The following is a 24310-nucleotide window of genomic DNA, read 5'->3' on the forward strand; positions in this document are numbered from 1 at the left end:
TCCGTGTCGGGTGCCGGAATCGGAGGACTGCGGATCACCTGGGTCGGCGGCAGGTGGCGGGTGACGCGGCCCTGGCCGCCCTGGCTGCGCCCGTACCTGCACAGCTACGTCGGCTACTGGGAGGCGGACCGACCCCTCCCGTACCAGGTACGGCTCGTCCCCACCGGGCGGGCCGTGGTGGTGATCAACCTGCGGGAGCCCTTCGCGCATGTGCGCAGGCTGCACGAGGAGAGCAGGAGCGGCGGCGCCGTCGGCTCGCTGATCGCGGGACTGGAGGACGGGCCGCGGGTGCTGTCCCACCCCGGCGGCCAGGAGGCGATCCGCCTGGAGCTGACGCCGATCGGCGCGTACCGGCTCTTCGCCTTGCCCATGAGCGAGTTGACCAACCGCGTGGTCGAACTCGACGACGTACTCGGCCCCGGCTCCCGCCTGCTGGTGGAGCGGCTGGCGGAAACCGAGGACTGGACCACCCGGTTCGACCTGCTGGACCGTGCCCTGCTGGCCCGCCTGGAGCAGGGCCCCGACCCCGCGCCCGAGGTGCGCCACGCCTGGCGGCTGCTCGTCGGCGCGGGCGGAACGGTGCCCGTCTCCCGGATCGCCGCCGAGGTCGGCTGGAGCCAGAGCTATCTGGTGCGGCGGTTCACCCAGCAGATCGGCCTCGCGCCGAAGGCCGCCGCACGGGTGCTGCGCTTCCACCGCGCGGTGGGACTGCTCACCGCCCAGGACACGCACCCCACCGCGGTCGCGGCTGCCTGCGGGTTCTACGACCAGGCCCACCTCAACCGCGAGTTCCGCGCACTCGCCGAGACCACCCCAGGGCAGGTGGCGGCGGCCCGCTGGGCGGAGGGCGCGCTGGCCCGCTGAACGGGGCGCTCCGGCAGGTCACATTTTTCCAATACGGCCGGACGGCACTCTCGTTACTGTCCCTACCAGTGATCCCTTCAAGGCTCGCGGACCGGCCATCTGGCCGGGCCACTTCGGGGGAGCGGCCGGTACCCGGCCGTCGGAGGCCGCAGCGGGACACACGGGGGAGGGCCCCGGGCGCCGTGCAGAGCACGGCGCCCGGGCCCAAAATCATGTCGCGAGGGCCGTCGCCCGACCTTCCAGGGGCTGTGAAGACACCCTCTGGCGCCGGGTTGCTCGGCCTGCTACGGCCTCGACGGCGCCGCACGTTGCAGCTCGCCGCTGGACAGCGCGGCGGCGTGCCGCGTCGTGTGCTCCGACGTGAGTCCGAGCCGCTCCCACAGGTGCCGGGCCTGCCGCTCGGCCTCCCGCGCGGTGAGGCCGCGCAGCTGTACGGCGGTGCGGGCGACCTGTTCGAGGACGGTGCGCCGGTCGTCGAAGCGGCGGCCGGTGAAGCTGCGTCCGGCCGTGCAGGAGGCGAACCGGAACGGGCCGGTGCCGACGGGCTTCCTCGGGTCGTCCCAGCCGTCACGGACGATGGGTGTGCCCGTCATCGCCAGGAGGCCGGGGGGCGTCGCCGATCCGTGCCCGCACACCCCGGTGCCCTCCCCCTGTTCTGTCGCGACCCCTATCAATCCGTACCCCTATTTCATTTCACTCTTCTTTTCTCGCTCCTCTTATTGCTTTATGTCTCACCCTCGTTCCCAGCGAACCGGCCGCCCGGAATTATTTCCGTGGTGCGCTGTCGTCCCGCCCGTGGGGGAGGGGCCGGCGCCGTCTCCGGAGGGAGGAGGAAAGGTGTTCCCGGGGGACGTCGCGGAAGCGGGCCGGATGGCATAAGCCCACGTCAACTCACATTGGGGGACTCCTCATGGGCGTCTTCTCCGCCGTCCGGGAATTCCTCCGCCGGTGCCTCGTAGGGCAGCGGGAATCCCCGTCGGGAGCGCCGGGGAATGTGAACGGAGTATTTCGACTCGCGGCGTCTTCGGGACTCCTCGCCTCTCGGGCCGACCTGCGGAATCGCACCTTCGACGGCTCCGGAACGCGAAGGCATATTGACGCCGGGGAGCGCCGAGCTTAGCGTCAGGAATCGTTCAATCACGTAAGACGTGAGATGGGGGAGGACGATTGTGGCGGACGCTCGATTAGCCCCGCTGGCATACCCCTTCAACGATCCGCAGGGGTTGACACTGCACGAGCGCTACCGCGATGCCCTGGCGCACCCCCGGCTGACCCGGGTACGCCTGCCCTACGGCGAACCCGCCTGGCTCGCCACTCGGTTCGCCGACGTACGGGCGGTGCTGGGCGATCCGCGCTTCAGCCGGGAGGAGGCGGCGCGTCACGATGCCCCGCGCACCCAGCCCGTCCAGCCGCCGCCCGGGATCCTCTCCTCCGACCCGCCGCACCACACCCGCATCCGGAACCTGATCGCGAAGGCGTTCACGCCGCGCAGGGTGGAGGAGATGCGGCCCGCGATCCGCGCCAGGGCGGAGGAACTGGTCGGGGCGATGCTCGCGATGGGCCCGCCGGTGGATCTCGTCGAGCATTACGCGCTCGCGCTGCCGGTCTCGGTCATCTGCGAACTGCTCGGCGTGCCGCTGGAGGACAGGCCCAGGTTCCGGCAGTGGAGCGACGACGCGCTCTCCACCAACCGGCTCAGCAAGGAGGAATTCGAGGCCAGCAGGACCGGCCTCCAGTCCTACATGACCGAGCTGTACGACAAGCGCCGCGCCGCACCACGCGACGATCTGGTGAGCGCGCTCATCGCCGTCCGCGTGGACGACGACAGGCTCAGCGAGGAGGAACTCCTCGACCTGGGGGTGAGCCTGCTGGTCGCAGGACACGAGACCACCGCGTCGCAGATCTCCAACTTCCTCTACGTCCTGATCGAGGAACCCGAGCAGTGGGAGCGGCTGCGCGCCGACCCCGGTCTGATACCTGCGGCCGTCGAGGAACTGCTGCGCTACGTCTCGACGGGCTCGGGAGGCGGGCGCGTGCGGTACGCCACCGAGGACGTCGAGGTCGGCGGCACGCGCGTGCGCGCGGGAGAGCCCGTCCTGGTCGCGTTCGGCGCCGCCAACCGCGACGCGGAACGCTTCGAGGACCCCGACGCCCTCGTCCTGGACCGCAACGACCGGCACCACGTGGGCTTCGGCCACGGTGTGCACCACTGCCTGGGCGCGGCCCTGGCCCGGGTCGAACTCCAGGAGACCCTGCGGGTGATGCTGGACCGGATGCCCGGTCTCCGCCTCGCGGGCGACATCACCTGGAAAACCAAGATGCTGGTACGCGGACCGCGCGTCATGCCGATCGGATGGTGACCCCATGAGCTGGCACGTCGAGGTCGATCCGGACTCCTGCGCCGCCTCCGGGGTGTGCGCGGGGATCGCCCCTCATCTGTTCCGTCTGGAAGGCGACACCGCGGAGGTGGTGGCCGCCGACGTGGAACCGGACGAGGCCGCGCTCGACGCGGCGGACCTCTGCCAGACGATGGCGATCACCGTGGTCGAGGTCGAGAACGGGGGGCAGATCGGCCCCCGGCCTTAGCGGCACCCGCACCCCCCTCAAGACCCCGGCCGCGCCTTCCTCCTCCTCCGCTTCCTTCGCCTCCTCCGAGCCGCCCGCTTCGCGCCGGTCCGTGCCCTGCCACGACATGCCGCTCCGAGACCCCGGGCCAGGCCCGGTTCCGGCAGCTCCGCGCCACCAGGGCCCGCCCGCCCGTCAGCTCAGCGGATCCGCGGGCCCAGCGCCAGATCCGTCCGTTCCACCGTCGCCCCGTGGGAGGGCGGCGTCCGTGTGCCGAGAGGGCGAGGTGCCTCGTGTCCCGTGACGCTTCCCGTCCGCGTTACTGCCTGGTCGGAACCGCCGTGCTCACCATGCGCTGCGCTGAGGCGGTGCTGGAGCGCGGCGACGGTGTCGCCTGCGTGGTGTCGTCCAGCCCCGAGGTAAGGGCGTGGGCCCAGGAGCACGGCATCGCGGCGCTGCCGGACTTCGCCGCGCTCGACCGCGACTCCGAGGAGGCCCGCTTCGACCACCTGGTGAGTGTGGTGAACGGCACCGTCCTCCCGCCCGAGGTGCTGGCGCTGCCGAGGAAGCTCGCCGTCAACTTCCACGACGCGCCGCTTCCCCGGTACGCCGGGGTGCACGCCACGTCCTGGGCACTGCTGGACGGGGCCACGTCCCACGGCGTGACCTGGCATCTGATGGCCGAGGACGTCGACGCGGGCGGCATCCTGAAACAGGCGACCTTCCCCGTCGGCCCGGACGACACCGCCTACCAGGTCAACCTCGCCTGCCACGAACTGGCCCTCACCCTCTTCCGCGAACTGATCGCGGACCTCGGCGACGGCGGCGACGGTCCCGCGCCGCGCCCCCAGGACGCCACGCGTCGCACGTACTTCGGACGCGACCGCCGCGCCCCCGGCGGCGGGCTGCTGACCTGGACGGCCGACGCGCGGGAACTCGCCCGCACGGTACGCGCCCACCACTTCGGGCCGGTCGTGAACACCTTCGGCACCGCGAAGGCGTGGTTCGGCGGGGACACTTCCTGGACCGTGGAGGAGATCGAGGTACTCCCGGGGCGCTCCGGACGGCCCGCCGGAACCCTGCTGGCCGTCGGGGAGACGTCCGGCGCTGCCCTTTCCGCCGGTCCTGCCGGGTGCGCCCGTCCCGCCGGGTGCGCCGATATCGCGACGGCGGGCCAGGACATCCGGGTGCACACCCTGACCGCTCACTCCGGCACCCGGCACACGGCCGCCGACGTGCTCGCGGCGGCGGGACTCGCCCCCGGCGACGTGCTTCCCGCGCCGGACGAGGCGTTACGCGCCCGCCTCGCCGCGGCCGTCACGGAGGCCGCACCCCACGAGGCGTACTGCGTACGGCAGCTCGGCCGCGCCGTAGCCGCCTACCCGCCCGTCGCCGCGCGCTACGGTGCGTCGCCCGGCGCCCCCGCCGGGGTGCCCGTACCTCTGCCCGCGGACCTCGCCCGCACCGCAGCGCGTCGGCACGGAACCGGCGCACACGCCGCCCGGGACCTGGTGCTCGCCGCGCTGCTGCTCCACCTCGGCCAGGGCAGCACACGCACCCCCGTGTCCGTGGCCCTGTCCAGCACCGCGACGCGGCGGCGCGTGGCCGGTCTTGAGGCGTTCCTCACCGACGGCGTGCCGTTCACGCTCGCGCCCGGGCCGGACGACACCGTCGGCGACGTCGTCAGGGACGTCGGCCGCCGCACCCCCGGTGCCCTGCGCAGGGGCGTACGGCCGCACGACCTGCCGGGGCGGCACCTGCTCACCCCGCCGCCCCGCCCGCTCCCCGTCGAAGTGCTGCTCACCGACGGCGAACCGGTCACCCCCCGGCTGCTGGCGGGCCCGCGTCCACTGACCGTGGTGTGGGACGCGTCGGCGGGAACGCTGCGACTGCACTCCAGCGCTGGCGGCGGCGAACCCGTCTACGACGACGCGGCGCTCCGTGAGATCGCCGACGGCCTCGGCGCGGCGGTGGCGGTCTGCCTCGACCCCGGCGCGCCCGCCGCCGTGGCCGCCAGCGCGGCGGGTGCGGCGCTGCGGCGCTGGGAACGCGGTCCGCGGATCGCGCGGAACCCGGCGGATCTGTGGGGCGCCCTGGCCGGCCAGCTGCGCACCGGCGGGGACCGTACCGCCGTGGTGTGCGCCGACCGTGCCCTCTCCTACCGCGAACTGGACGCCCGCACCGCGGCCCTCGCCCGCGCGCTGCGGGCGGCCGGGGCCACCGCGGAGACGCCCGTCGCGGTGTCGGTGCCCGCTTCGGCCGAACTCCTCGTGGCCTGCCTGGCGGTGTTCCGGGCGGGCGGCGTGTACGTGCCCCTCGACCCCGAGTGGCCCCCGGAACGGACGGCGGCGATCCTCGACGACGTACGGCCCGTTGCCGTGCTGGCCGCGGCAGGAACGGACATCCGCTGGGACGGACCGCTCCTCATCCTGAAGGACGGCGCGGGCTCCGACGGCCCTGACGGCCCTGACGGCCTTGACGGCTTCGACGGGTCCGGGGGAGACGCCGAGGGCACCGGCTCCCGTAATCCGGCCGGAGGGGGCCGTGCCGAACCCTGGCCGTTCGAGGGCGCGGAGGGACAGCGGGAGGCCGGAGCCGCCACGGCGGACCGGGCCGCCTGCGTCTTCTACACCTCCGGCTCGGCCGGCCCCGCCAAGGGCGTCGTCGTCACCCACCGGGGCCTGGTCAACCGCATGACGTGGTGGCAGGAGAACCATCCGCTCCACCCGGACGACGTGCTGCTCCAGTGCGCGTCACCCGGCTTCGACATCTCACTCTGGGAGCTTCTCGCCGCGCCCCTGGCCGGGGCCAGGCTCGTCGTCGCCGAGCACCGGGAGCACGGGATCGTGCCCTACCTGCCCAGGCTGCTGCGCGCCCAGGGCGTCACCGTCGCCCACTTCGTCCCGTCCGTACTGGGCGAACTCACCCGCGCCTGCGGCCCCGGAGAGCAACTGCCGCTCCGCCTCGCCGTCTGCGGCGGCGAGGCCGTCAGCCCGGCGCTGCGCGACGCCTTCCTGGCCTGCTGTCCTGGCACCCTGGTGCACGCGTACGGGCCGACGGAGGCCACCATCACCGTGCTGCACGACGTGTGCGACGCGGCAGCCGTACGGGACACGGGCCCGGCCCCGGCCCCGGCCCCGGACCCGGCCCCGGACCCGGACCCGGGCGGCGGGCCGGAGGGGGGCGTGCCGCTCGGCAGGCCGCTGAGCAACACCACCGTCGTCCTCCTCGGCCCCGACGGCCGACGCGTCCCGGTCGGCAGCCCCGGCGAGATCGCCCTCGGCGGCGACCCGCTGGCCCGCGGCTACCACGGGGCCCCGGGCCGTACGGCATCCCGCTTCGGCCCCGTACCGGACGGCGACGGCGGGCACGGCGGCGACGCCGGGGAACGGCTGTACCGGACGGGGGACAGGGCCCGCTATCTGCCCGACGGGAGGCTGGAGTTCCTCGGCCGCGCCGACGAGGAGTTCAAGATCCACGGGCATCGGGTGGACCCCGCGGAGATCGAGGGCCTGCTGCACCGGCACCCCGCCGTACGGCGCGCCTCGGTCCAACTGCTCGACGACCGCGCGGGACGGCCCGCCGTGGTCGCGTTCGTGGCGGCGGGCGAACAGGCGGCCGACGAGAGCTGGGCGGGCGCGCTCCGCGGTGACCTTCGCGCCTACCTCGCGGTCCGCCTGCCCCGCCCCGTCGTGCCGACCCGCTGGGTGGTGCGGGAGACCTTCCCGCTCGGGCCCGCGGGCAAGACCGACCGCGAGGCGCTGCGCACGGAGGCACTCCGTACCGGCGCACTGCGCGCGGAGACATCGCGCGCTGCGGCCGTACACCCGGCGGACACCGACACGTCAGGTACGGGGAACGGGGGCGGGGACGGGAGCGGGGACCGCCGTACGGGGAACGGCGCGCTGGAACGCGCGCTGTGCACGCTGTGGGAGGAACTGCTCGACGTCGACCGCGTGTCGCCGGACGACGACTTCTTCGCCCTCGGCGGCCACTCCCTCGTCGCCACCCGCACCCTCACCGCTGTCTGGCGCGACCACGGTGTGCTGCTCAGGCTCGCCGACGTGATGGAAGGCCGTACCGTCGCCGAACTGGCCCGCCGGATCGAGGCGATGCGGGCGGCGGCACCGGCGGCCGGGACGGAGCCCGTCACGCAGCCCGGCACGGGCGGGACGCTCAGCGGCGCCGACGCACCTGACACCGACGCATCTGCCACCGCGCCGGAGTGGCTGCCGCTGTCGAACGCGCAGCAACGGGTGCTGTTCGAGGAGGAGTTCCTGGGCGCAGGCGCCTTCAACGTCCCCGTGGCCACCCGGTGGCGCGGCCCGCTGGACGCGGAGGTGCTGCGGGACGCGCTGGTGGAGCTGACACACCGTCATGCGATGCTGTGCGGCGCTGTCGAGCACGACACGGCCCGGCTGCGGATCCTCCCTGCGGTGGAGGTGCCGCTGCCCTTCGCGGTGGAGGACCTGACCGCCCCCTCGCCCGGACCGGACACCGTGCCCTCGGCTGACGCCTCCGGCTCCCACGGCCTGCCGGGCGAGGAACGCCTCGCCGCACGGCTGGCGGAACTGCTGGCCGACCCCTTCGACCTGGCCTCCGCACCGCTGCTGCGGGCGCGCCTGCTGCGGCTCTCTCCTCACGACCACGTCTTCGTGCTCGTACTGCACCACATCGTCTGCGACCGCTGGTCCGTCGAGGTGCTGTTCCGGGAGCTGCGGGAGCTGTACACCGCAGCGCTGGAGGGCCGGGCCGCGGTGCTGCCGGACACCGGAGCGGCCCACCTGGGGCACGCGGCGGCCGTGCGGCGCCAGGAGGAGCGGGCCGCGGCCGAGGTCGAGCACTGGCGGCGGCGCCTGGACGGCGCGGAGTTCGACATCGAGCTGCTGGTCGGCGGGCACCGGCCCGCCGAGCCCGCGCACCGCGCCGGGCTCGTCGCCTGGCAGCTCGCTCCGGAACGGGCCGCGGCGCTGCGCGCGGCCTGCGTGGCACGGGGCGTCACCCCGTTCGTCTTCCTGCTCGCCGCGTTCCAGGTGCTGCTGCACCGCTTCTCCACCGCCGACGATCTGGTGGTCGGCGCCCCCGTCGCCGACCGCGACCTGTCGGAGTCCGACGGGGTGGTCGGCATGCTCGTCAACACGGTGCCGCTGCGCGCCGATCTGCGCGGCAACCCGCGCTTCGCCGAGCTGCTGACGGAGACCCGCGGCCGGGTCCTGGAGGCGTACGAGCACCACGCGGTTCCCGTGGAACGGCTCGCCGCCGCGCTCGGCCAGCACCGCAGCGCCGGCCACCACCCGCTGGTGCAGTTCATGCTGGCGTGGGAGGAGTCGGCGGGCGTGGAGGCGGCGCTGCCCGGCTGCACCGCCGAACCCGTCAGGCCGCCCGCACCGGTCACCGCCTACGACCTGACCCTGGTCGCACGCGAACTGCCCGACAGCCTCGCGCTGGAGCTGGAGTTCAGCCGCGACCTGTTCGACGAGGCGGCGGCCGGGGTGCTCGCGGAAGCCTTCGGCACGCTGCTGGACGCGTTCACCGCGGACGGCGGCAGCGCACGCATCGGCGACGTCCCGCTCGCCACGCCGCACGTCCCCCCACACTCGTACGGGCTGCCCGCGCCGGAGGCGGCGGATACCGCGCCGCTCCTCCCGGTGACGGAGATGATCGCCGAGGCGGTGCGGCGGAACCCGGGCGGCGTGGCCCTCGTCGACGGTGACACCGAGGTCGGCTACGCGCAGCTCCAGCGCCGCGCAGACCAGGTGGCGGCCCGTCTGCGCGCGGAGGGCTGCGGTGCCGGGGACACCGTCGCCGTGTGCCTGCCCCGGTCCGCCGCGCTGTTCGCGGTGCTGCTGGGGGTGCTGCGCGCCGGCGCCGCCTATCTGCCGCTCGACCCGGCGGAGCCGGACGAGCGCGTACACAGGCAACTGGAGATCAGCGGAACCCGGCTGACGGTCACCGCCGCCGCGCACACCGAGCGGTTCGCCGTACCCGGCGCCGCCGTCCTCACCGTGGACGCCGACGGCTGCCCAGCGCAGGGTCCGGCGGCCGGTGACCCGGCACCGGCGGCCGGTGACCCGGCTCCGGAGCACGACCGGTCCTCACAGGACCCCGGCCCGGCCCCCGCTGCCCACGATCCCGCGTACACCATCTTCACCTCCGGCTCCACGGGCGAACCCAAGGGCGTGGTCGTGGAGCACGGGGCACTGGCCGACCACGTCCGCTGGGCGTGCGAGGCGTTCGCGCTGACACCGCGCGACCGGGTGCTCCAGTTCGCCTCGCCGACCTTCGACGTGATGGCGGAGGAGGTGTTCCCCACCCTCCGCGCGGGTGCCACCCTCGTGCTGCGCTCGGCGGAGGCCGCGCTGTCCCCGCAGGAGTGCCTGGCCCAGTGCGCGCGCACGGGCGTGACGGTGGTCAATCTGCCCACCGGATACTGGACGGAGCTGACCGGCCTGCTCGCCGAGGAGAGCGCGCGGCTCCCGGAGGAGATCCGGCTCTGCGTCATCGGCGGTGAGCAGGCGGGCGCGGCCACGGTCGCGCGCTGGCGGGCCTGCAACGCGGACCGGCCCGCGCTGCGGCTGGTCAACGCGTACGGGCCGACCGAGGTCACCATCGGTGTCACCGCCGCCGAACTCGGCCCCGCGGCGCGTCCCGTCCTCCCGGCCGCGATACCGGTCGGCGCCCCCACCGCGCGGACCCGCATCCATCTCCTGGACCGGTACGGCCATCCGGTGCCGGACGGCACCACAGGCGAGGTGCACCTGGCCGGTCCCGGCCTCGCCCGCGGCTACGCCCACCGGCCCGCGCTGACCGCGGCGCGCTTCCTGCCCGACCCGTACTCGCCGGTGCCGGGCGGACGGATGTTCCGCACCGGGGACCTGGCCAGGCGGGTGGACGGCGAACTGTACTTTCTGGGGCGCGCCGACCGGCAGGTGAAGGTCCGGGGGTTCCGCATCGAACCCGACGAGGTGGAACGGGTGCTCACCGCGCACCCTGCCGTGGACGAGGCCGCCGTGCTGGTCCGCTCCGACGGGTCGGGCGCGCTCGACGGGGCGGACGGTACCGTCGCGTCCGCCGCGCCGAGGCTCGTCGCGTACGTCGCCGCGCGCGACGGTGTCACCGCCGCCGGACTGCGTGCCCACCTCACCGCGCGGCTGCCCGCCTTCATGACACCGTCGGCGTTCGTCGTACGGGACCGGCTGCCGCGCACCCCGGCGGGCAAGACCGACCACCGCGCCCTGGCCGCCGAGTCGCCGCCCGGCACGGAGGAGACCGGCGTCCGGGACGGGGCAGCGGTCTCCGCAGCCGACAACGTGCCCCGCACCTGGCGGGAGCGGCGGCTGTGCGCGCTGTGGGCCGCGACGCTCCGGACCGCCGAAGTCGGCCCGCACAGCGACTTCTTCGACCTGGGCGGCAACTCCCTCCTCGCGATGGAACTCGTACGGCACATGCGGCGGGACGTGCTGCCCGAGGTGACGGTGCGGACACTCTTCGACGCGCCCACCGTCGCAGGACTGCTCGCCCGCTTCCCGGTCACGGAGGCGGACGCGGGCGTGTGTGCCGACGGCACTGTGGAGGCAGGGGAGGAGGCCGCCGCCACCGACGGCGCCGACCGGGCGGGCGGGACGGTGCCGCTCACCGCGGCGCAACTGGCGATCTGGCTGCGCACCGAGGCCGAACCCGGCCTCCCCTTCCACACCCCGGTGCTGCTGCGGCTGCGCGGCGCCCTGGACAGGGCGGCGCTCGAACGCGCCGTGCCGCGACTGCTGGAGCGGCACGACGCGCTGCGCGGGGTGCTCGACGCCTCCGGCGAGGCCCCCGTCTTCCGCCTGCTGCCGTCCGACGCGCTCCCACGGCCGACCACCGCCGACCACCGCGGCGACGGCCTCACCGACCGGCCCGGAGCACTGGCTGAGCTGCTGCGCGGCATCGTGGACCGGCCCTTCGACCTGCTGCGCGAACCTCCGGTACGGGCGGTGCTGGTCCGGCTCGCGGACGACGACCACGTGTGCGCGCTGGTGCTGCACCACATCGCCGCCGACGGCTGGTCAGCGCGGCTGCTCCAGCGCGAACTCGCCGCCCTCTACGCGGCGGAGACCTCCGCGCAGGGCGCCGCCGTCCCGCTGCCCGCGCCGGGCAGCTTCCGCGCGCTCGCCACCGCGTCCGCAGCGCGGCAGCCCGACGAGGACGGGCTCCGCTTCTGGCGGGAGCACCTCGAAGGGGCTCCCGCGCGACTGGAGCTGCCCACCGGACCGCACCGTCCCGGCGCCGAGCCGGGACCGGGACCCGGGCCGGGACCGGGACCCGGGCCGGGACCGGGACCCGGGCCGGGGCGGCACACCTGCCGGGTACCGGTGCCGTCCGCGACCGCCGAAGCCCTGCGGCGACTGGGCAGGGCGCGGCAGGCCACGCTGTTCATGGTGCTGCTGTCCGCCGTGCACGTCTGGCTGGCCCGCTGCTGCCGCCAGGACGACATCGTGACGGGCACCCCCGTCGCCGACCGCGACACGCCCTCCCACGCCTCGGTGGTGGGCCCGCTGGTGGACGTGCTGCCGGTACGCACCCCCGTGCCCGGCGACGCGACGTTCGCCGAGCAGGTGGACCGTACCCGTGCCGCCGTCCTCGATGTCTTCCAGCACAAGGACGTGCCCGCGCAGCGGATCCTGGAGCAGTACGCGGCGGGGGAGCGGGCCCGGCAGCGGACGCTGGTACGGGCCGTCTTCGACCTGGAGGACGAGGACGCGCTGCACACCCCGCCGTTCGGGGGCGGTCTCACGGCCGAGGCACTGAACCCGGCGCCGTCCGTGGGCGTCTTCGACCTGGAGCTGACAGCCCGCGCGGACGGCAGCGGCAACGGCGACGGCGGTGGGGGAGACGGCGGGCTCGTGCTCGAACTGCGCGGCGCGCGGGGCCTGTTCGAGCCGGGCGCCGTGGAACATCTCGCGGCCTCGCTGGCGCACGTCCTGGACCATGTGGCGCGCCGCCCGGACACCCGGGTGGCGGAGCTGCCACTGACCGGACCCGCCGAGCGGCGGCGCCTGACGGCGGCACTGGACCGCACCGGCCGTACGGATCACACGGACCACACGATCCGCACCGTCCGCGCGGGCCGCACGGCGGACCCCGCGCCCGGAGTGCTCGCACTGTTCGCCGGGCACACCGCTGCCCGCCCGGACGCGGTGGCGGTGACCGGCGGCGGACGGTCCCTCACCTACCGGCAGACCGCAGGCCTCGCCCAGCGGGTGGCGCACTGGCTGCGCACGGTGGCACACGCGGGCCCCGAGTCGCCCGTCGCGGTACGCACCGGACGGTGCGCCGAACTACCGGCCGTAATCCTGGGCATCTGGCAGGCGGGCTGCGCGTACGTACCGCTCGACCCGCGCAACCCGGCGGCCCGCACCCGCGCTGTGCTCGCCGACTGCGCGCCCGCCGCGCTCATCACCGGGGGCCCGGCGGGGCCGGGGCCGGGTGCGGCGGACGGTTCCGGGACGCGCGGTGTCCCGGTGCTGGACCTGTCAGCGCTCCCCACGCTCCCCGCCCCTTCCGCGTCCGTATCCGTATCCGTGCCCGCGTCCTCGGACCCGGCGGACCGGCTCGCCTATCTGACCTACACCTCGGGTTCCACCGGGGAACCGAGGGGTGTGCTCTGCACACACGGCGGGTTCGCCAACCAACTGCGCTGGTCGCGGCGCGGCTATCCGCTGCGCCCTGGGGAGAGCCTGTTGCAGGTCGCCGCGACGGGCTTCGACATCTCGCTCTGGGAGATGTTCCACCCCCTCACCTCCGGCGCCCGGCTGGTGGTGCTGGACGACGCCGCGCACGGCGACGTCTCCGCCGTCGCGGACGCCGTCGTACGGGAGGACATCACAGCGCTGCACCTCGTACCCACCCTGCTGGAAGGGTTCGTCGAGGAGACCGGGGCCATGACGGCGCCCGGACTGCGAACGGTGCTGTGCGGTGGCGAACGGGTGCCCGCGGGTCTCCCGGAACGCTTCACCTCGCGCGGTACCGGGGCCCGCCTCCACCACACATACGGGCCGACCGAGGCGTCCATCATCGTCACCCACTGGGCGGTACCCCCGGAACTCGCCGCCTCCGGCCCCGGTGAGGGGGCAGCGCCGCCACTGGGCGGCCCGGTCGACGGTGTACGGCTGTATGTGCTGGACGCGGGCGGCGAGCCGGTGCCCGTCGGAGTGACCGGCGAACTCGTCGTCGCGGGGGACGTGCTGGCGCGCGGCTACCTGGGGCGCCCCGGAGCGACCGCGGCGAGCTTCGTGCCCGATCCCCACTCCGCGCGTCCCGGAGCGCGGATGTACCGCACCGGGGACCTGGCCAGGCTGCGGACCGACGGGACCCTCGAATTCGTCGGGCGCGCCGACCGGCAGCTCAAGATCGGCGGGGTCCGCGTCGAACCGCGCGAGGTGGAGAACGCGCTGGCCGCCCACCCCGGGGTCGCAGCCTGCGCGGTGCTGCCCCGCGAGACCGGGGGACGACGCACCGTGCTCGTCGGCTACGTCGTTCCCCGCGGCCCCGCCGCACCCGGTGCGGCCGAGCTGACCGCCCATCTGGGCGAGCGGCTGCCGCAGGCGATGGTGCCCCGTTCCTTCGTCACCCTGCCCGCGCTGCCCGTGACCGCCAACGGCAAGCTGGACACCGCAGCACTGCCGACGCCTGACGTTGCCTCTTCCGACGGCACCGGAGGCACGGACGGCGCCGAGCCCCGTACGGACACGGAACGGCGGCTCGCAGCGGTCTGGGGACAGGTGCTGCCGGTCGCACGCGCGGTCGGCCCGCACGACAACTTCTTCGACCTCGGCGGGGACTCGGTGACCGCCATCCGCGTCGTCGCCCGCGCCCGCGCCGCCGGACTGCGGCTGAGCATCGCCCAGGTGCTGCGGACGAGCACACTCGCGGACGCCGCGGCAGCCGCCGTCCCGGTCGGAGCCACGGACCTATCGGACCTGACGACGGGCGCGCCGGACGGCGTCGGAGGCGCGGACGGGCTGTGGCCCACCCCGGCGCAGCACGCCTTCCTCACCCGTGCGGGCGCGTGCGAAACCCCGGCCGGTCCGGCGCACTTCAACCAGGCGGTGCTCCTCGCGCCCCGCACCGCCCCCGACCCGGCGGCGCTCGCTGCCGCGCTGCGCGCCGTCGCCTCCCACCACGACGCGTTCCGGCTGCGGCTGGCCGGTGCGCGGGATGAGGGCGAGGCGACGGGCGGGGCGACCGGCGAGGCCGCGGCGCCCGGCGGCCCCCGGTTCTCGCTGCTGCCGCCCGGCACCCCCGGCGAACAGCTCGCCTCCCTCACCGTCGCCCCCGCCGGAACGACGGTGCACCCCGAGGAGCGTCCCGAGGAGTGGGCCGAACTGCTCCGGCCCGTGCACGAAGGGCTCGACCCGCGGACCGGACCGCTCCTCGCGGGGCTGCTGGCCCGACGGGACGACGGCACCCCGGTGCTGCTCCTCGCCGCCCACCATCTCGCCGTCGACACCGCGTCGTGGGAGACCGTCCTGGCCGGGCTGGAAACCGCGTACCAGCGGATCGCCGAGGGCCTGCCCGCCGCGCTCCCTCCCTCGGAGGTGCCGTTCGGCGAACTCGCGCGGAGCATGCCGACGCTGGCCCGTCGCGCGGAGACCGTACGGCAGCGCGCGTACTGGCGGGAGCAACTGGACGCGGTCAGGCCGCTCCCCGAGGACGCCCCGGATGCCCCTGATGCCCCGGGCACCCCGGACACCCCGGACGGCGGCACCGCGCCGCCCCCGCTGACCGCCGCGACCGGCGAGGAGACGGCGCGGGCCCTGGTCACGGGGACCGCCCGGCACGGTATGCGCGTCGACGAGCTGCTGCTGACCGCCGTCGCCCGCGCCGTGGCCCGCTGGACGGGGGACCGCAGCGTCACCTTCCTCCGCGAGACCCACGGCAGGGAGCCGCTGCCGGGCCGCGCGGATGTGACGGGGACCGTCGGCTGGCTCAGCTCCGTCTTCCCCCTGGCGGTGACCCTGCCGGAAGCGCCGGAGCCCCCGGCCCGCCCCACCGGCACCGACCCCGACGCCAGCACCGGTCTCGCCGCGTCGCTCCGCGCCTGCCGGTCGGCACTGCGCGCGGTGCCGTACGGCGGCACCGGATACGGGCTGCTGCGGTCCGCTGACGACCCGGCGCTGCGGGGTGGCGCCGAGCCGGAGATCTCCGTCAACTACCTGGGCGCCACCACGGGTCCGCACCGGGCCGCGCCCGGAGACACCGAGGACACCGGACTCTTCCCCCGCGCCTCCCACCAGTCGCTCGGCGCGTACGCGGCGCCCCGGCACCGCACCGACGGGCCCGCCATCGAGGTCACCGCGGGGCTGGACGAGCGGGGACTGTGGACGGAGTGGGAGTGGGACACCGGCCGCTTCGCGCGCCGCACCGTCGAAGCGCTGATGCGTGACACCCACCGGACCCTGACAGCCCTGACCTCCGTCCTCGACGAGGGACGCGAGGCCACGGCCGTACCCGGCGACTTCCCCGATGTCACCCTCAGCCAGGAGCAGTTGGGCACGCTGCTCACCCGCTACCCCGGAGCCACCGATGTGCTGCCGCTCGCCCCGGCCCAACAGGGCATGCTGGCCTGGCAGTTGGCCCGGCAGGGCGGGGGCGCCTACCACACCCAGATGCTGTTCGAGGTCGAGGGCGCACTCGGCGAGGAACTGCTGAGGGAGGGCTGGGCCGCTGCGGTCGCCGCGCACGACGTGCTCCGTACGGCCTTCGTGGCCGGTGAACTCGACGCGCCCGTGCAGGTCGTCACGGCCCCCGATCCGCGCGGCGCCGCCGCACTGGACTGGCGGCGGCACGAGCCGACCGGCGTGACCAGGGAAGCGGCGCTGGAGCGACTGGAGCGCCTGCTGGCCGAGGACCGCGCCGAACCGTTCGACCTCGCACGGCCCGGAGCACTGCGCTGGCACTGGCTGGACGCGGGGGACGCGGGCCGCTGGCTGCTGTGGAGCCACCACCACATCCTGCTCGACGGCTGGAGCCTGCCGCTGGTACTCGGCGACGTCGCCGACGCCTGCGCGGCCCGGCACGCGGGCCGCCCCTGGCAACGTCCGCCAGGACCCCGCTACGCCGACTACCTGCGCTGGCTCGCCGGACGGGACACCGAGGCGGGCGCCGAGTTCTGGCGCGCCCACCTCGCACCGGAGCCGGACACCGCCACCGGCACCGGCACCCGCGCGCTCGCGGGCACCGGCACCGGACGTGCCACCGGCGGCGGCCTCGCCGCCCCCACGGCACACGGCGCCCCGGACACGACAGCGCACACCGTCGTCGCGGACCTGTCCGAGCGGCACACCGCTGACCTCGCGGCCATCGCGGAACGCCACCGCGTCACGCTGCACAGCCTGGTGCTCGCCGCGTGGGCGGTGCTGCTGCGGCAGCGCGCCGCAGGGGACGATGTGGTCCTCGGCGTGGTGATGTCGCTGCGGCCCGACGAGGTGCCGGACGCCGAACGCGTCGTCGGACTCTGCCTCAACACCCTCCCGCTGCGCCTGGAGGTGACCGACGACGCCGAGCTGCCCGAGCTGTTCCGGCACGCGCAGGAGCGGCTGTTCGCGGTCTACGAGCACGCCGCGCACCCGCTGGGCGCGATCCGGCGCTGGGCCGGGCTGGACGGGTCCACGACACCGTTCGACAGCGTCGTCGTCTTCGAGAACTACCCAGGCGACCGCACCGGGCAGCCCGTCGGCGACCTGGGGCGGCTGCGCGTGGTGCGAGCCGTGGAGAGCACCGAGTTCCCGGTGTCGCTCACCGTCAGCCCCGGCGACCGGATGACGTTCGACCTCACCAGCAGAGCCGACACCCTCGCCCCGCAGGCGGCGTCGGCCCTGTCCCGACGCCTGATCAGGTTGCTCCAGCACATAGCCGAGGCCCTGCGAGAGGAAGCAGCGTGACCGTGAACAAGAAGCTGACCGTCGGCGACCTGGGCTCGGCGGAGGAGGACGAACTGGACCTCCTGCACGAGGTGTGGAACGCCACGGGACGCGCCTTCCCCGCGGACACCTGCGTGCACGAACTCGTCCGGGAACAGGCCGCGTCGCACCCCGGTGCGCGGGCGGTGGTCTGCGGCGACCGCGCCCTGACCTACGCCGGGCTCGACCTGGCGGCCCGGCACATGGCCGGTGCGCTGAAGGATCATGGCATCCGCCCCGGCGACCTCGTCGCCCTCGCGCTCCCGCCCTCGGCCGAACGCCTCGTCGCCGTCCTCGGCACCCTCTACGCGGGCGCCGCCTATCTGCCGCTCGACCTGGACAACCCGGCGGCCCGGCTGCGGTTCCTGCTGACGGACGGCGCTCCGGGGGCGCTCGTGACGGACACGGCCACCCGTGCCCGTGTCCTGGCCGGGTACGAGGGGCCCGTGCTGCTCACCGACGCGACGGACGGGCCCGACGGCGCGCTCGGCGCGGCACTCGGCGCGGTCTTCGACGCCGACGCCGACGCGGCCACGCCGGGTGCGCCAGGTTCGCCGGGCACCGCGCCCGCACCGCTCAAGCCCGCACCGCCGCAGCCAGCGGCCCCGGTCTCCTCGGCCCAACTCGCCTACGTCATCTACACATCCGGCTCCACCGGACGCCCCAAGGGCGTCGGCATCAGCCACCGCAGCCTCGTCAACCGGCTGCTGTGGATGCGCCGCACCTACGGCACAGGGCCGCACGACCGCGTCCTGCACAAGACGTCGTTCGGGTTCGACGTCTCCGTGTGGGAACAACTGCTCCCGCTCATCAGCGGCGGCTGCGTGGTCGTCAGCCCGCCGGGACACCACCGCGACATGCGCAAGCTCGTCTCCCTCATCGGGACCGAACGTGTCACCATGCTCCACTTCGTCCCCTCGCTGCTGCCCGCCTTCCTGGAGGCCGACGGACTCACCCGGGCGTGCGCCGCGCTGCGCACCGCCGTGTGCAGCGGCGAGGCGCTGCCACGCCCGCTGGCCGACGCGTTCACCCGCCAACTTCCGCACGTGGCGCTGCACAACCTGTACGGACCCACCGAGGCCACCATCGACGTGACGAGCTGGCCCGTCGCCGAGCAGCCCGAACTGCCGTACGTGCCCATCGGCAGGCCCATCGACAACACCCGGATGTATGTCCTCAACGCGCGCATGGAGCCGGTGCCGCCCGGCTCCGAGGGGGAGCTGTACATCGGCGGCGAGGGCGTCGGGGTGGGCTACCGGGGACGCCCCGCGCTGACCGCCGACCGGTTCGTGCCCGACCCCTTTACCGGCGGCGGCGCCCGGCTCTACCGCACAGGGGACCGTGGGCGCTTCGCGCCCGACGGTGCCATCGAGTACCTGGGCCGCGACGACCACCAGGTCAAACTGCGCGGCCACCGCATCGAACTCGGGGAGATCGAGGCCGCGTTGCTGGAGTCGGGCGATGTGCGGCAGGCCGTCGTCGTGGTCCACGGCGAGGGCACGGCGCGGCGGCTGGCGGCGTTCGTCTCCGCGCCCGCGTCCGCCCCGGCGGACGGCACCGAAGCACGCACCGGCCGGCTGCGCGCGGAACTCGCCGAGCGGCTGCCCGCCTACATGGTCCCCACCGACCTGGTGTGGCTGCCGGAACTGCCCCTGACCACCGCGGGCAAGGTGGACCGTGCCGCACTGCCCCAGGTCACCCACGCGCGCACCGGCACCGCAGCGCCGCCCCGCACGGAGACCGAACGCACCCTCGCCGCACTGTGGTCGGGGCTTCTGGGACACGACGACTTCGGGATCGACGACGACTTCTTCAAGACCGGCGGCGATTCCGTCTCCAGCATGCGGCTGGTCGCCCGCGCCCGCCGCGAAGGCGTGCACATCGAGGTCTCCGACGTCTTCTCCCGCAAGACGATCCGCGCCCTCGCCGCCACCGCGACCGCCACGGACGGCACCGCCGCCACGGCGCGGGACGCGGCACCTGACCTCGCGGCGGCCCTCCTCGCTGGCATCCCCGAGGAGCAGGTGGCCCCGCTGCGCGAACGGCCCGGCGTCACCGACGTGTACCCGCTGGCACCCATGCAGGAGGGCATGCTCTTCCGCGGCCTGTACTGGCCGGACTCGGACGCCTACTTCAACCAGAACGTCCTCGAACTCACCGGGGAACACCTCGACGAACAGGCGCTGCGCGAGGCGTGGCGGCTGACCGCAGAGCGCTACGAGATCCTGCGCACCGGCTTCGTCTGGGAGGGCCTGGACCAGCCGCTCCAGTACGTGCGCGACGACATCGAACCGCCCTGGCGCACCGAGGACTGGACAGGGCGCGACCCCGCGGACGACGAGGCGGCGCTGAGGGAACTCCTCGCCGAGGACAGGGAACGCGGCCTGGCACTGGACGAGTGCCCGCTGTACCGGCTGGTGCTGGTACGCCGGGGCGAAGGCCGCCACTATCTGATCTGGAGCCACCACCACATCCTGCTCGACGGCTGGTGCCTGTCCCTGATCTGGGGCGACTTCTTCAAGTTCTACGAGGCACTCGCCGCCGGCCGCGACCTGACCCTCCCCGAGGTACGCCCGTACCGCGACTACGTGGCGTGGATCCGCGCCAAGGCCGCCAAGGGCGACGCCGCCAAGGCGTTCTGGCAGGAGTACCTGCGCGACATGACCGCCACCCCCTTCTCCCGCGCACGCGGCGACCAGGAGGGCGCCGTCCGCACCCGTGTCCTCGACCTGGACGAGGACACCACCCGTCTGCTCGCCGACCGCGCCCGCGCCTACGGGGTCACCACCAACACCGTCACCCAGGCCGCCTGGAGCCTGCTGCTCGGGCTGTACGCGGGGGCCGACGAGGTCGTCTACGGCCTCACCGTCGCGGGCCGCCCGCCCGAGCTGGAGGGCGTCGAGACGATGGTGGGCCTGTTCATCAACACCGTCCCGCTGCGGGTACGGCTCGCCCCCGAGCTGACCGTCACCGAACTGCTGGACGCCGTCCACCACGACCTGGCCGCCACCGCCGCGCACGCCGACGTGCCCCTCGCCGAGATCAAGTCCTGGGCGACGGGCACCCGGCTCACCGAGGGCCGCATCTTCGACAACCTCGTCGCCTTCGAGAACTACCCCGAGGACAACCTCCCGCAGCCGGAGCGGTCCACCCTGGGCATCCGCGACCTGCACGCACAGGAGAAGACCGAGTACCCCTTCGGGCTGATCGCGCTGCCCGGCGACCGGCTCGGCTGCCACTTCACCTACGACAGCTCCCACTTCACCGCCGACGAGGTCGAGCGGATGACCGGCGCGTTCACCGGCTTCCTCCGGCAGCTCCTGGAACACCCCGACGCCCGCCTCGGCGACCTGCGGCTGCTGGCCGACGCCGACCGGGCGACGCTCGACGGCTGGAACGACACCGCCACCGAACGCGCCGCCGCGCCAGACACCCTCCTCGCCCTGTTCGACGAACAGGCAGCGCGCACCCCCGCGGCGCAGGCCGTCACCGACGGAGCCCTGCGCCTCACCTACGCGGGGCTGGACGAGGCGTCCCGCACCACGGCCCGCGCCCTGGCCGGGCACGGCACAGGCGAGGGCGACCTGGTCGCCCTGTGCGTGCCCCGCTCTGCGGAGTTCCTGACCGCGCTGCTCGCCGTCCTCCGGTGCGGTGCCGTCCCCGTCCTGCTCGACCCTGCGCACCCGGCGGCGCGGCGCCGCGCCCTCGCCGCCGACGCGGGTGCCCGCGCGGTCGTCACCACCGCAGACCCCGCCGACTTCGCCGGGCTGCCGGTGCTACGTCCTGACGGCAGGACCGGGCCGCCCGTACCGGCGGACGGCACGCGCTTACGGCCCGCCACCGCGCCGCCGGGCACCGCCTGCCTCGTCCACACCTCCGGCTCCACCGGAGCACCCAAGGGGGTGATGCTCCGTCACGAGGGCCTGGTCAACCGGATGCTGTGGTCGTGCGAGACCTACCGCACCGAAGCGCCGCCCCGGCTGCTGGCCACAGCGGGCACCGCCTTCGACATCGTGCTGTGGGAGATGTTCTTCCCCCTCGCGGCCGGGGGCAGCGTCGTGATCGCCCCACCGGAGGGCGTGCTCGACCCTGCGGAACTCGCCAGGCTGATCCGCGCCGAGGACATCACCGTCGTCCATCTGCTGCCCACGCTGCTCGCCCAGTTCCTCGACACCCCCGCCGCCGCCCAGTGCACCGGACTGCGGCACCTCGTCTCCGGCGGCGAGGCCGTCACCCCCGCCATGGTCCGCGCCCACACCGCGCTGGGCCTGCCGGCGGTGCTGCACCAGGCGTACGGCCCGTCCGAGGCGTCCATCAGCGTCACCCACTGGACCTGTGTGCCCGAGGACGGCCACCGCGACTCCGTACCGCTGGGCCACCCCGTCAGCAACACCCGGCTGTACGTACTCGACGACCGGCTGCGGCAGCTCCCGGCCGGTGTCGAGGGCGAACTCGCCATCGCAGGAATCCCGTTGGCCGGGGGCTACTGGCGGGACCCGGCACTGACCGCGCGGCGCTTCGTCGCCGACCCGTACGGCGGCGGACGGCTGTACCTCACCGGGGACCGGGCACGACGGCGCCCGGACGGTGCACTGGAGTTCCTCGGCCGCAGGGACCGGCAGCTCAAGATCCGCGGACACCGGCTGGAACCCGCCGAGACCGACGCCGTGCTCACCCGGCACCCCTCGGTCGCCCGCTCCGTCACCCTCGGCCTGGACGACGGGACCCTCGCCACCTTCGTCGTCCCCGCCCCCGGCACCCGCCTCGACCTGCCCGCACTGCGGGACTGGGCCCTGGGGCAGATGCCCGACTGGATGCTCGGCCGCCTCCTGGCGCGCGACTCCCTCCCGCTCACCACCAACGGCAAGGTCGACCAGCAGGTGCTCGCCAAGGAGGCCGTGGCGGCACCCGGCACCTCTGACGCGGCGCGGCAAGGGGAGGCGCACCGCCCCCGCACGGAGCTGGAACGGCGCATCCTCGCCACCTGGGAGGACGTGCTGGGCAGCACCGGCTTCGGCGTCCACGACGACTTCTTCGCACTGGGCGGACACTCGCTGATGGCGGTACGGCTGCTGAAGAAGCTGCGTGCAGCGCTGCCGCCCGACGTGTCCTGCGACATGACGCAGATCTTCAAGGCGCCCACGGTCGCCTCCCTCGCCGAGATGCTCGTCGGCTCCGTCGAAGGCTCGGCGTCCGCGCACATCGAGACCCTCAACCCGGACGGCACCGGGGGCTCCCTCTTCCTCGTACACCCCGGTGAGGGCCTGGCCCTGGCGTACCGCGCGCTCGCCCCGCACCTGCCGGACCTGCGGCTGCACCTCCTCTCCAACCCCCGGTTCGGGCGGGACGGAGAACGCTTCGGCAGCATCGAGGAGATGGCCAGGCTCTACGCCCAGTGGGTGCACGGGATCGACCCGGTGGGCCCGTACACCCTGGGCGGCTGGTCCTTCGGCGGCACCGTCGCGCTGGAGATGGCCCGGCAGATGAGCGAGCACGGGGTGGAGATCGAGACGGTGCTGCTCATCGACAGCGCCGACCTGCACAGCCAGGAGGCGGGCGGGCCGTCCGGCGACCCGGAGGCGGGCGCCCGCCGCTATCTGGCGCAGCGGGGCTTCGACCCGGACACCGAGGAGGCCCGCGACCTCGTCGCCGAGCAGGTGCACAACGGCCGTCTCGCAGCGCGCCATCCGCAGCGGCACTATCCGGGACGTGTGGTGCTGCTGAGCTGCGCGCAACGGGCCCGGGGCGGCCCCGTCCCCCAGCCGGGCCAGGTGGCACCGGGCCACTGGGACCCCGCGCTGCTGCCGGGCCTGGAGACCGTCGCCATACCCGGCGAGCACGACCTCCTCTTCGACGACGCCTTCCTGCCGGACACCGCGCGTGCCATCGGCGCGGGCCTCGGCACGGACCACGAGGGGAGCACCCGATGAGCGCGGGCACGGGCGTGGACGTGGACGGGGTCGGTGCGGTGCGGGAGACCGCGCCCCGGCACTTCTTCATGGCCTGGGACGACAAGCCCTACGACCTGTTCTTCCTCGACGTCGACGGGCTGCGGCTGTTCGGCCGCAAGACCCCGGCCGCCTACCCGGACCCCGCCTCCGGCACCGAGCTGAAGTGCACCCTCGTCGAGGCGCGGATGGTGCTGGGCGTGGCGGAGCGCGAGCAGGTCTTCCAGGACGGTGTGGTGGTCCACTACCGGCCACTGCCGGACGCCGAGCGCACCGCGCTGTTCGCCAAGGCGACCCAGGACCCGATGTGCGACCTCTACCACCCCTACGCCCGGCTCGACGGCGCGGAGCGCACCGAGATCCTCTCCGACCCGGAGTTCTGGACCGACAGCTCCGAGAGGGTCGACGAACTCGACCACGCGGAGAGCGTCCTGCGCGACTACACCGTGAAACGGCTGCGGGAGCACGGCTTCGACGGCGGCACCGTCTACGATCCGGCCTGCTCGACGGGCGCTTTCCTCTCCGCCGTCAAGCAGGCGTTCCCGCAGGCCCGTACAGTCGGGCAGGACCTCAGCGCCGACATGGTGCGGCACGCCGGAACGCGGGTGGACGAGGTCCACCACGGCGACAGCATCGCGCCCGCGCTGTCGCCCGGCAGCGCCGACCTCGTGGTCTGCCGCCACCTCAACGCCTGCGTGGTGCCCACCCGGCAGGCCCACGAACTGTTCCTGGCAGCGGCGGGCACCTGCCGTACCGGGGGCCTGGTGGTGCTCCTCGGCCATACCCCGGTGCTGCCCAGCGCGCAGTGGTGCGCCTCCCTCGGCATGACCGTCGAGCAGCGCACAGGCCGCACACCGTCGGGGCACGCGCTCTTCCAGTTCTACGTGCTGCGCAGGACCGGTCCGCTGCCGGGGCCGGGGGAGGGCGCCTGGGCGCGGTGACGCACGCGCGGGTACGGCGGCGGGCCGGACGGAAAGGGCCCGCCGTGCGTCG

7 protein-coding genes are annotated in these 24310 nt (G+C 74.6%); 6 read left to right on the forward strand and 1 reads right to left on the reverse strand.

Features of this window, described 5'->3' with window-relative positions:
• The first annotated feature begins 3 nt into the window (after positions 1-3).
• On the forward strand, positions 4-864 hold the full coding sequence (locus ACYVOO_RS21255) for a helix-turn-helix domain-containing protein (protein WP_453343975.1): 861 nt from the start codon (positions 4-6) through the stop codon (positions 862-864).
• A 284-nt stretch (positions 865-1148) separates the two neighbouring features.
• Here ACYVOO_RS21255 and ACYVOO_RS21260 read toward each other — a convergent pair whose 3' ends face one another.
• Positions 1149-1457, reverse strand: coding sequence for a hypothetical protein (locus ACYVOO_RS21260; RefSeq protein WP_461017238.1), 309 nt, complete (start codon positions 1455-1457; stop codon positions 1149-1151).
• 576 nt (positions 1458-2033) lie between these two features.
• On the opposite strand from ACYVOO_RS21260, the gene ACYVOO_RS21265 reads away from it, so the two are divergent.
• The 5 genes from ACYVOO_RS21265 to ACYVOO_RS21285 all read left to right on the forward strand — a co-directional run bounded on the left by ACYVOO_RS21265 (position 2034) and on the right by ACYVOO_RS21285 (position 24258).
• Positions 2034-3224, forward strand: a complete 1191-nt coding sequence (locus ACYVOO_RS21265) for a cytochrome P450 (protein ID WP_461017239.1) — start codon at positions 2034-2036, stop codon at positions 3222-3224.
• Positions 3225-3228: 4 nt separating this feature from the next.
• Positions 3229-3450 (forward strand): ferredoxin, encoded by a 222-nt coding sequence (locus ACYVOO_RS21270; RefSeq protein ID WP_461017240.1) that lies wholly within the window; start codon positions 3229-3231, stop codon positions 3448-3450.
• Positions 3451-3722: 272 nt separating this feature from the next.
• Positions 3723-17351, forward strand: a complete 13629-nt coding sequence (locus ACYVOO_RS21275; RefSeq protein ID WP_461017241.1) for an amino acid adenylation domain-containing protein — start codon at positions 3723-3725, stop codon at positions 17349-17351.
• Positions 17348-23299, forward strand: a complete 5952-nt coding sequence (locus ACYVOO_RS21280; protein ID WP_461017242.1) for an amino acid adenylation domain-containing protein — start codon at positions 17348-17350, stop codon at positions 23297-23299. Before ACYVOO_RS21275 ends, ACYVOO_RS21280 begins: the two co-directional genes overlap by 4 nt.
• Positions 23296-24258, forward strand: a complete 963-nt coding sequence (locus tag ACYVOO_RS21285) for a class I SAM-dependent methyltransferase (protein WP_461017243.1) — start codon at positions 23296-23298, stop codon at positions 24256-24258. The genes ACYVOO_RS21280 and ACYVOO_RS21285 overlap by 4 nt, the downstream gene beginning before the upstream one ends.
• Positions 24259-24310: the final 52 nt, after the last annotated feature.

The organism is Streptomyces daliensis (assembly GCF_054782395.1).

What these genes read in the sequence shown, in the direction of transcription:
- ACYVOO_RS21260 (WP_461017238.1), bottom strand. Translation starts at nt 1,457, where the DNA reads ATGACGGGCACACCCATCGTCCGTGACGGCTGGGACGACCCGAGGAAG.
- ACYVOO_RS21270 (WP_461017240.1), top strand. Translation starts at nt 3,229, where the DNA reads ATGAGCTGGCACGTCGAGGTCGATCCGGACTCCTGCGCCGCCTCCGGG.
- ACYVOO_RS21285 (WP_461017243.1), top strand. Translation starts at nt 23,296, where the DNA reads ATGAGCGCGGGCACGGGCGTGGACGTGGACGGGGTCGGTGCGGTGCGG.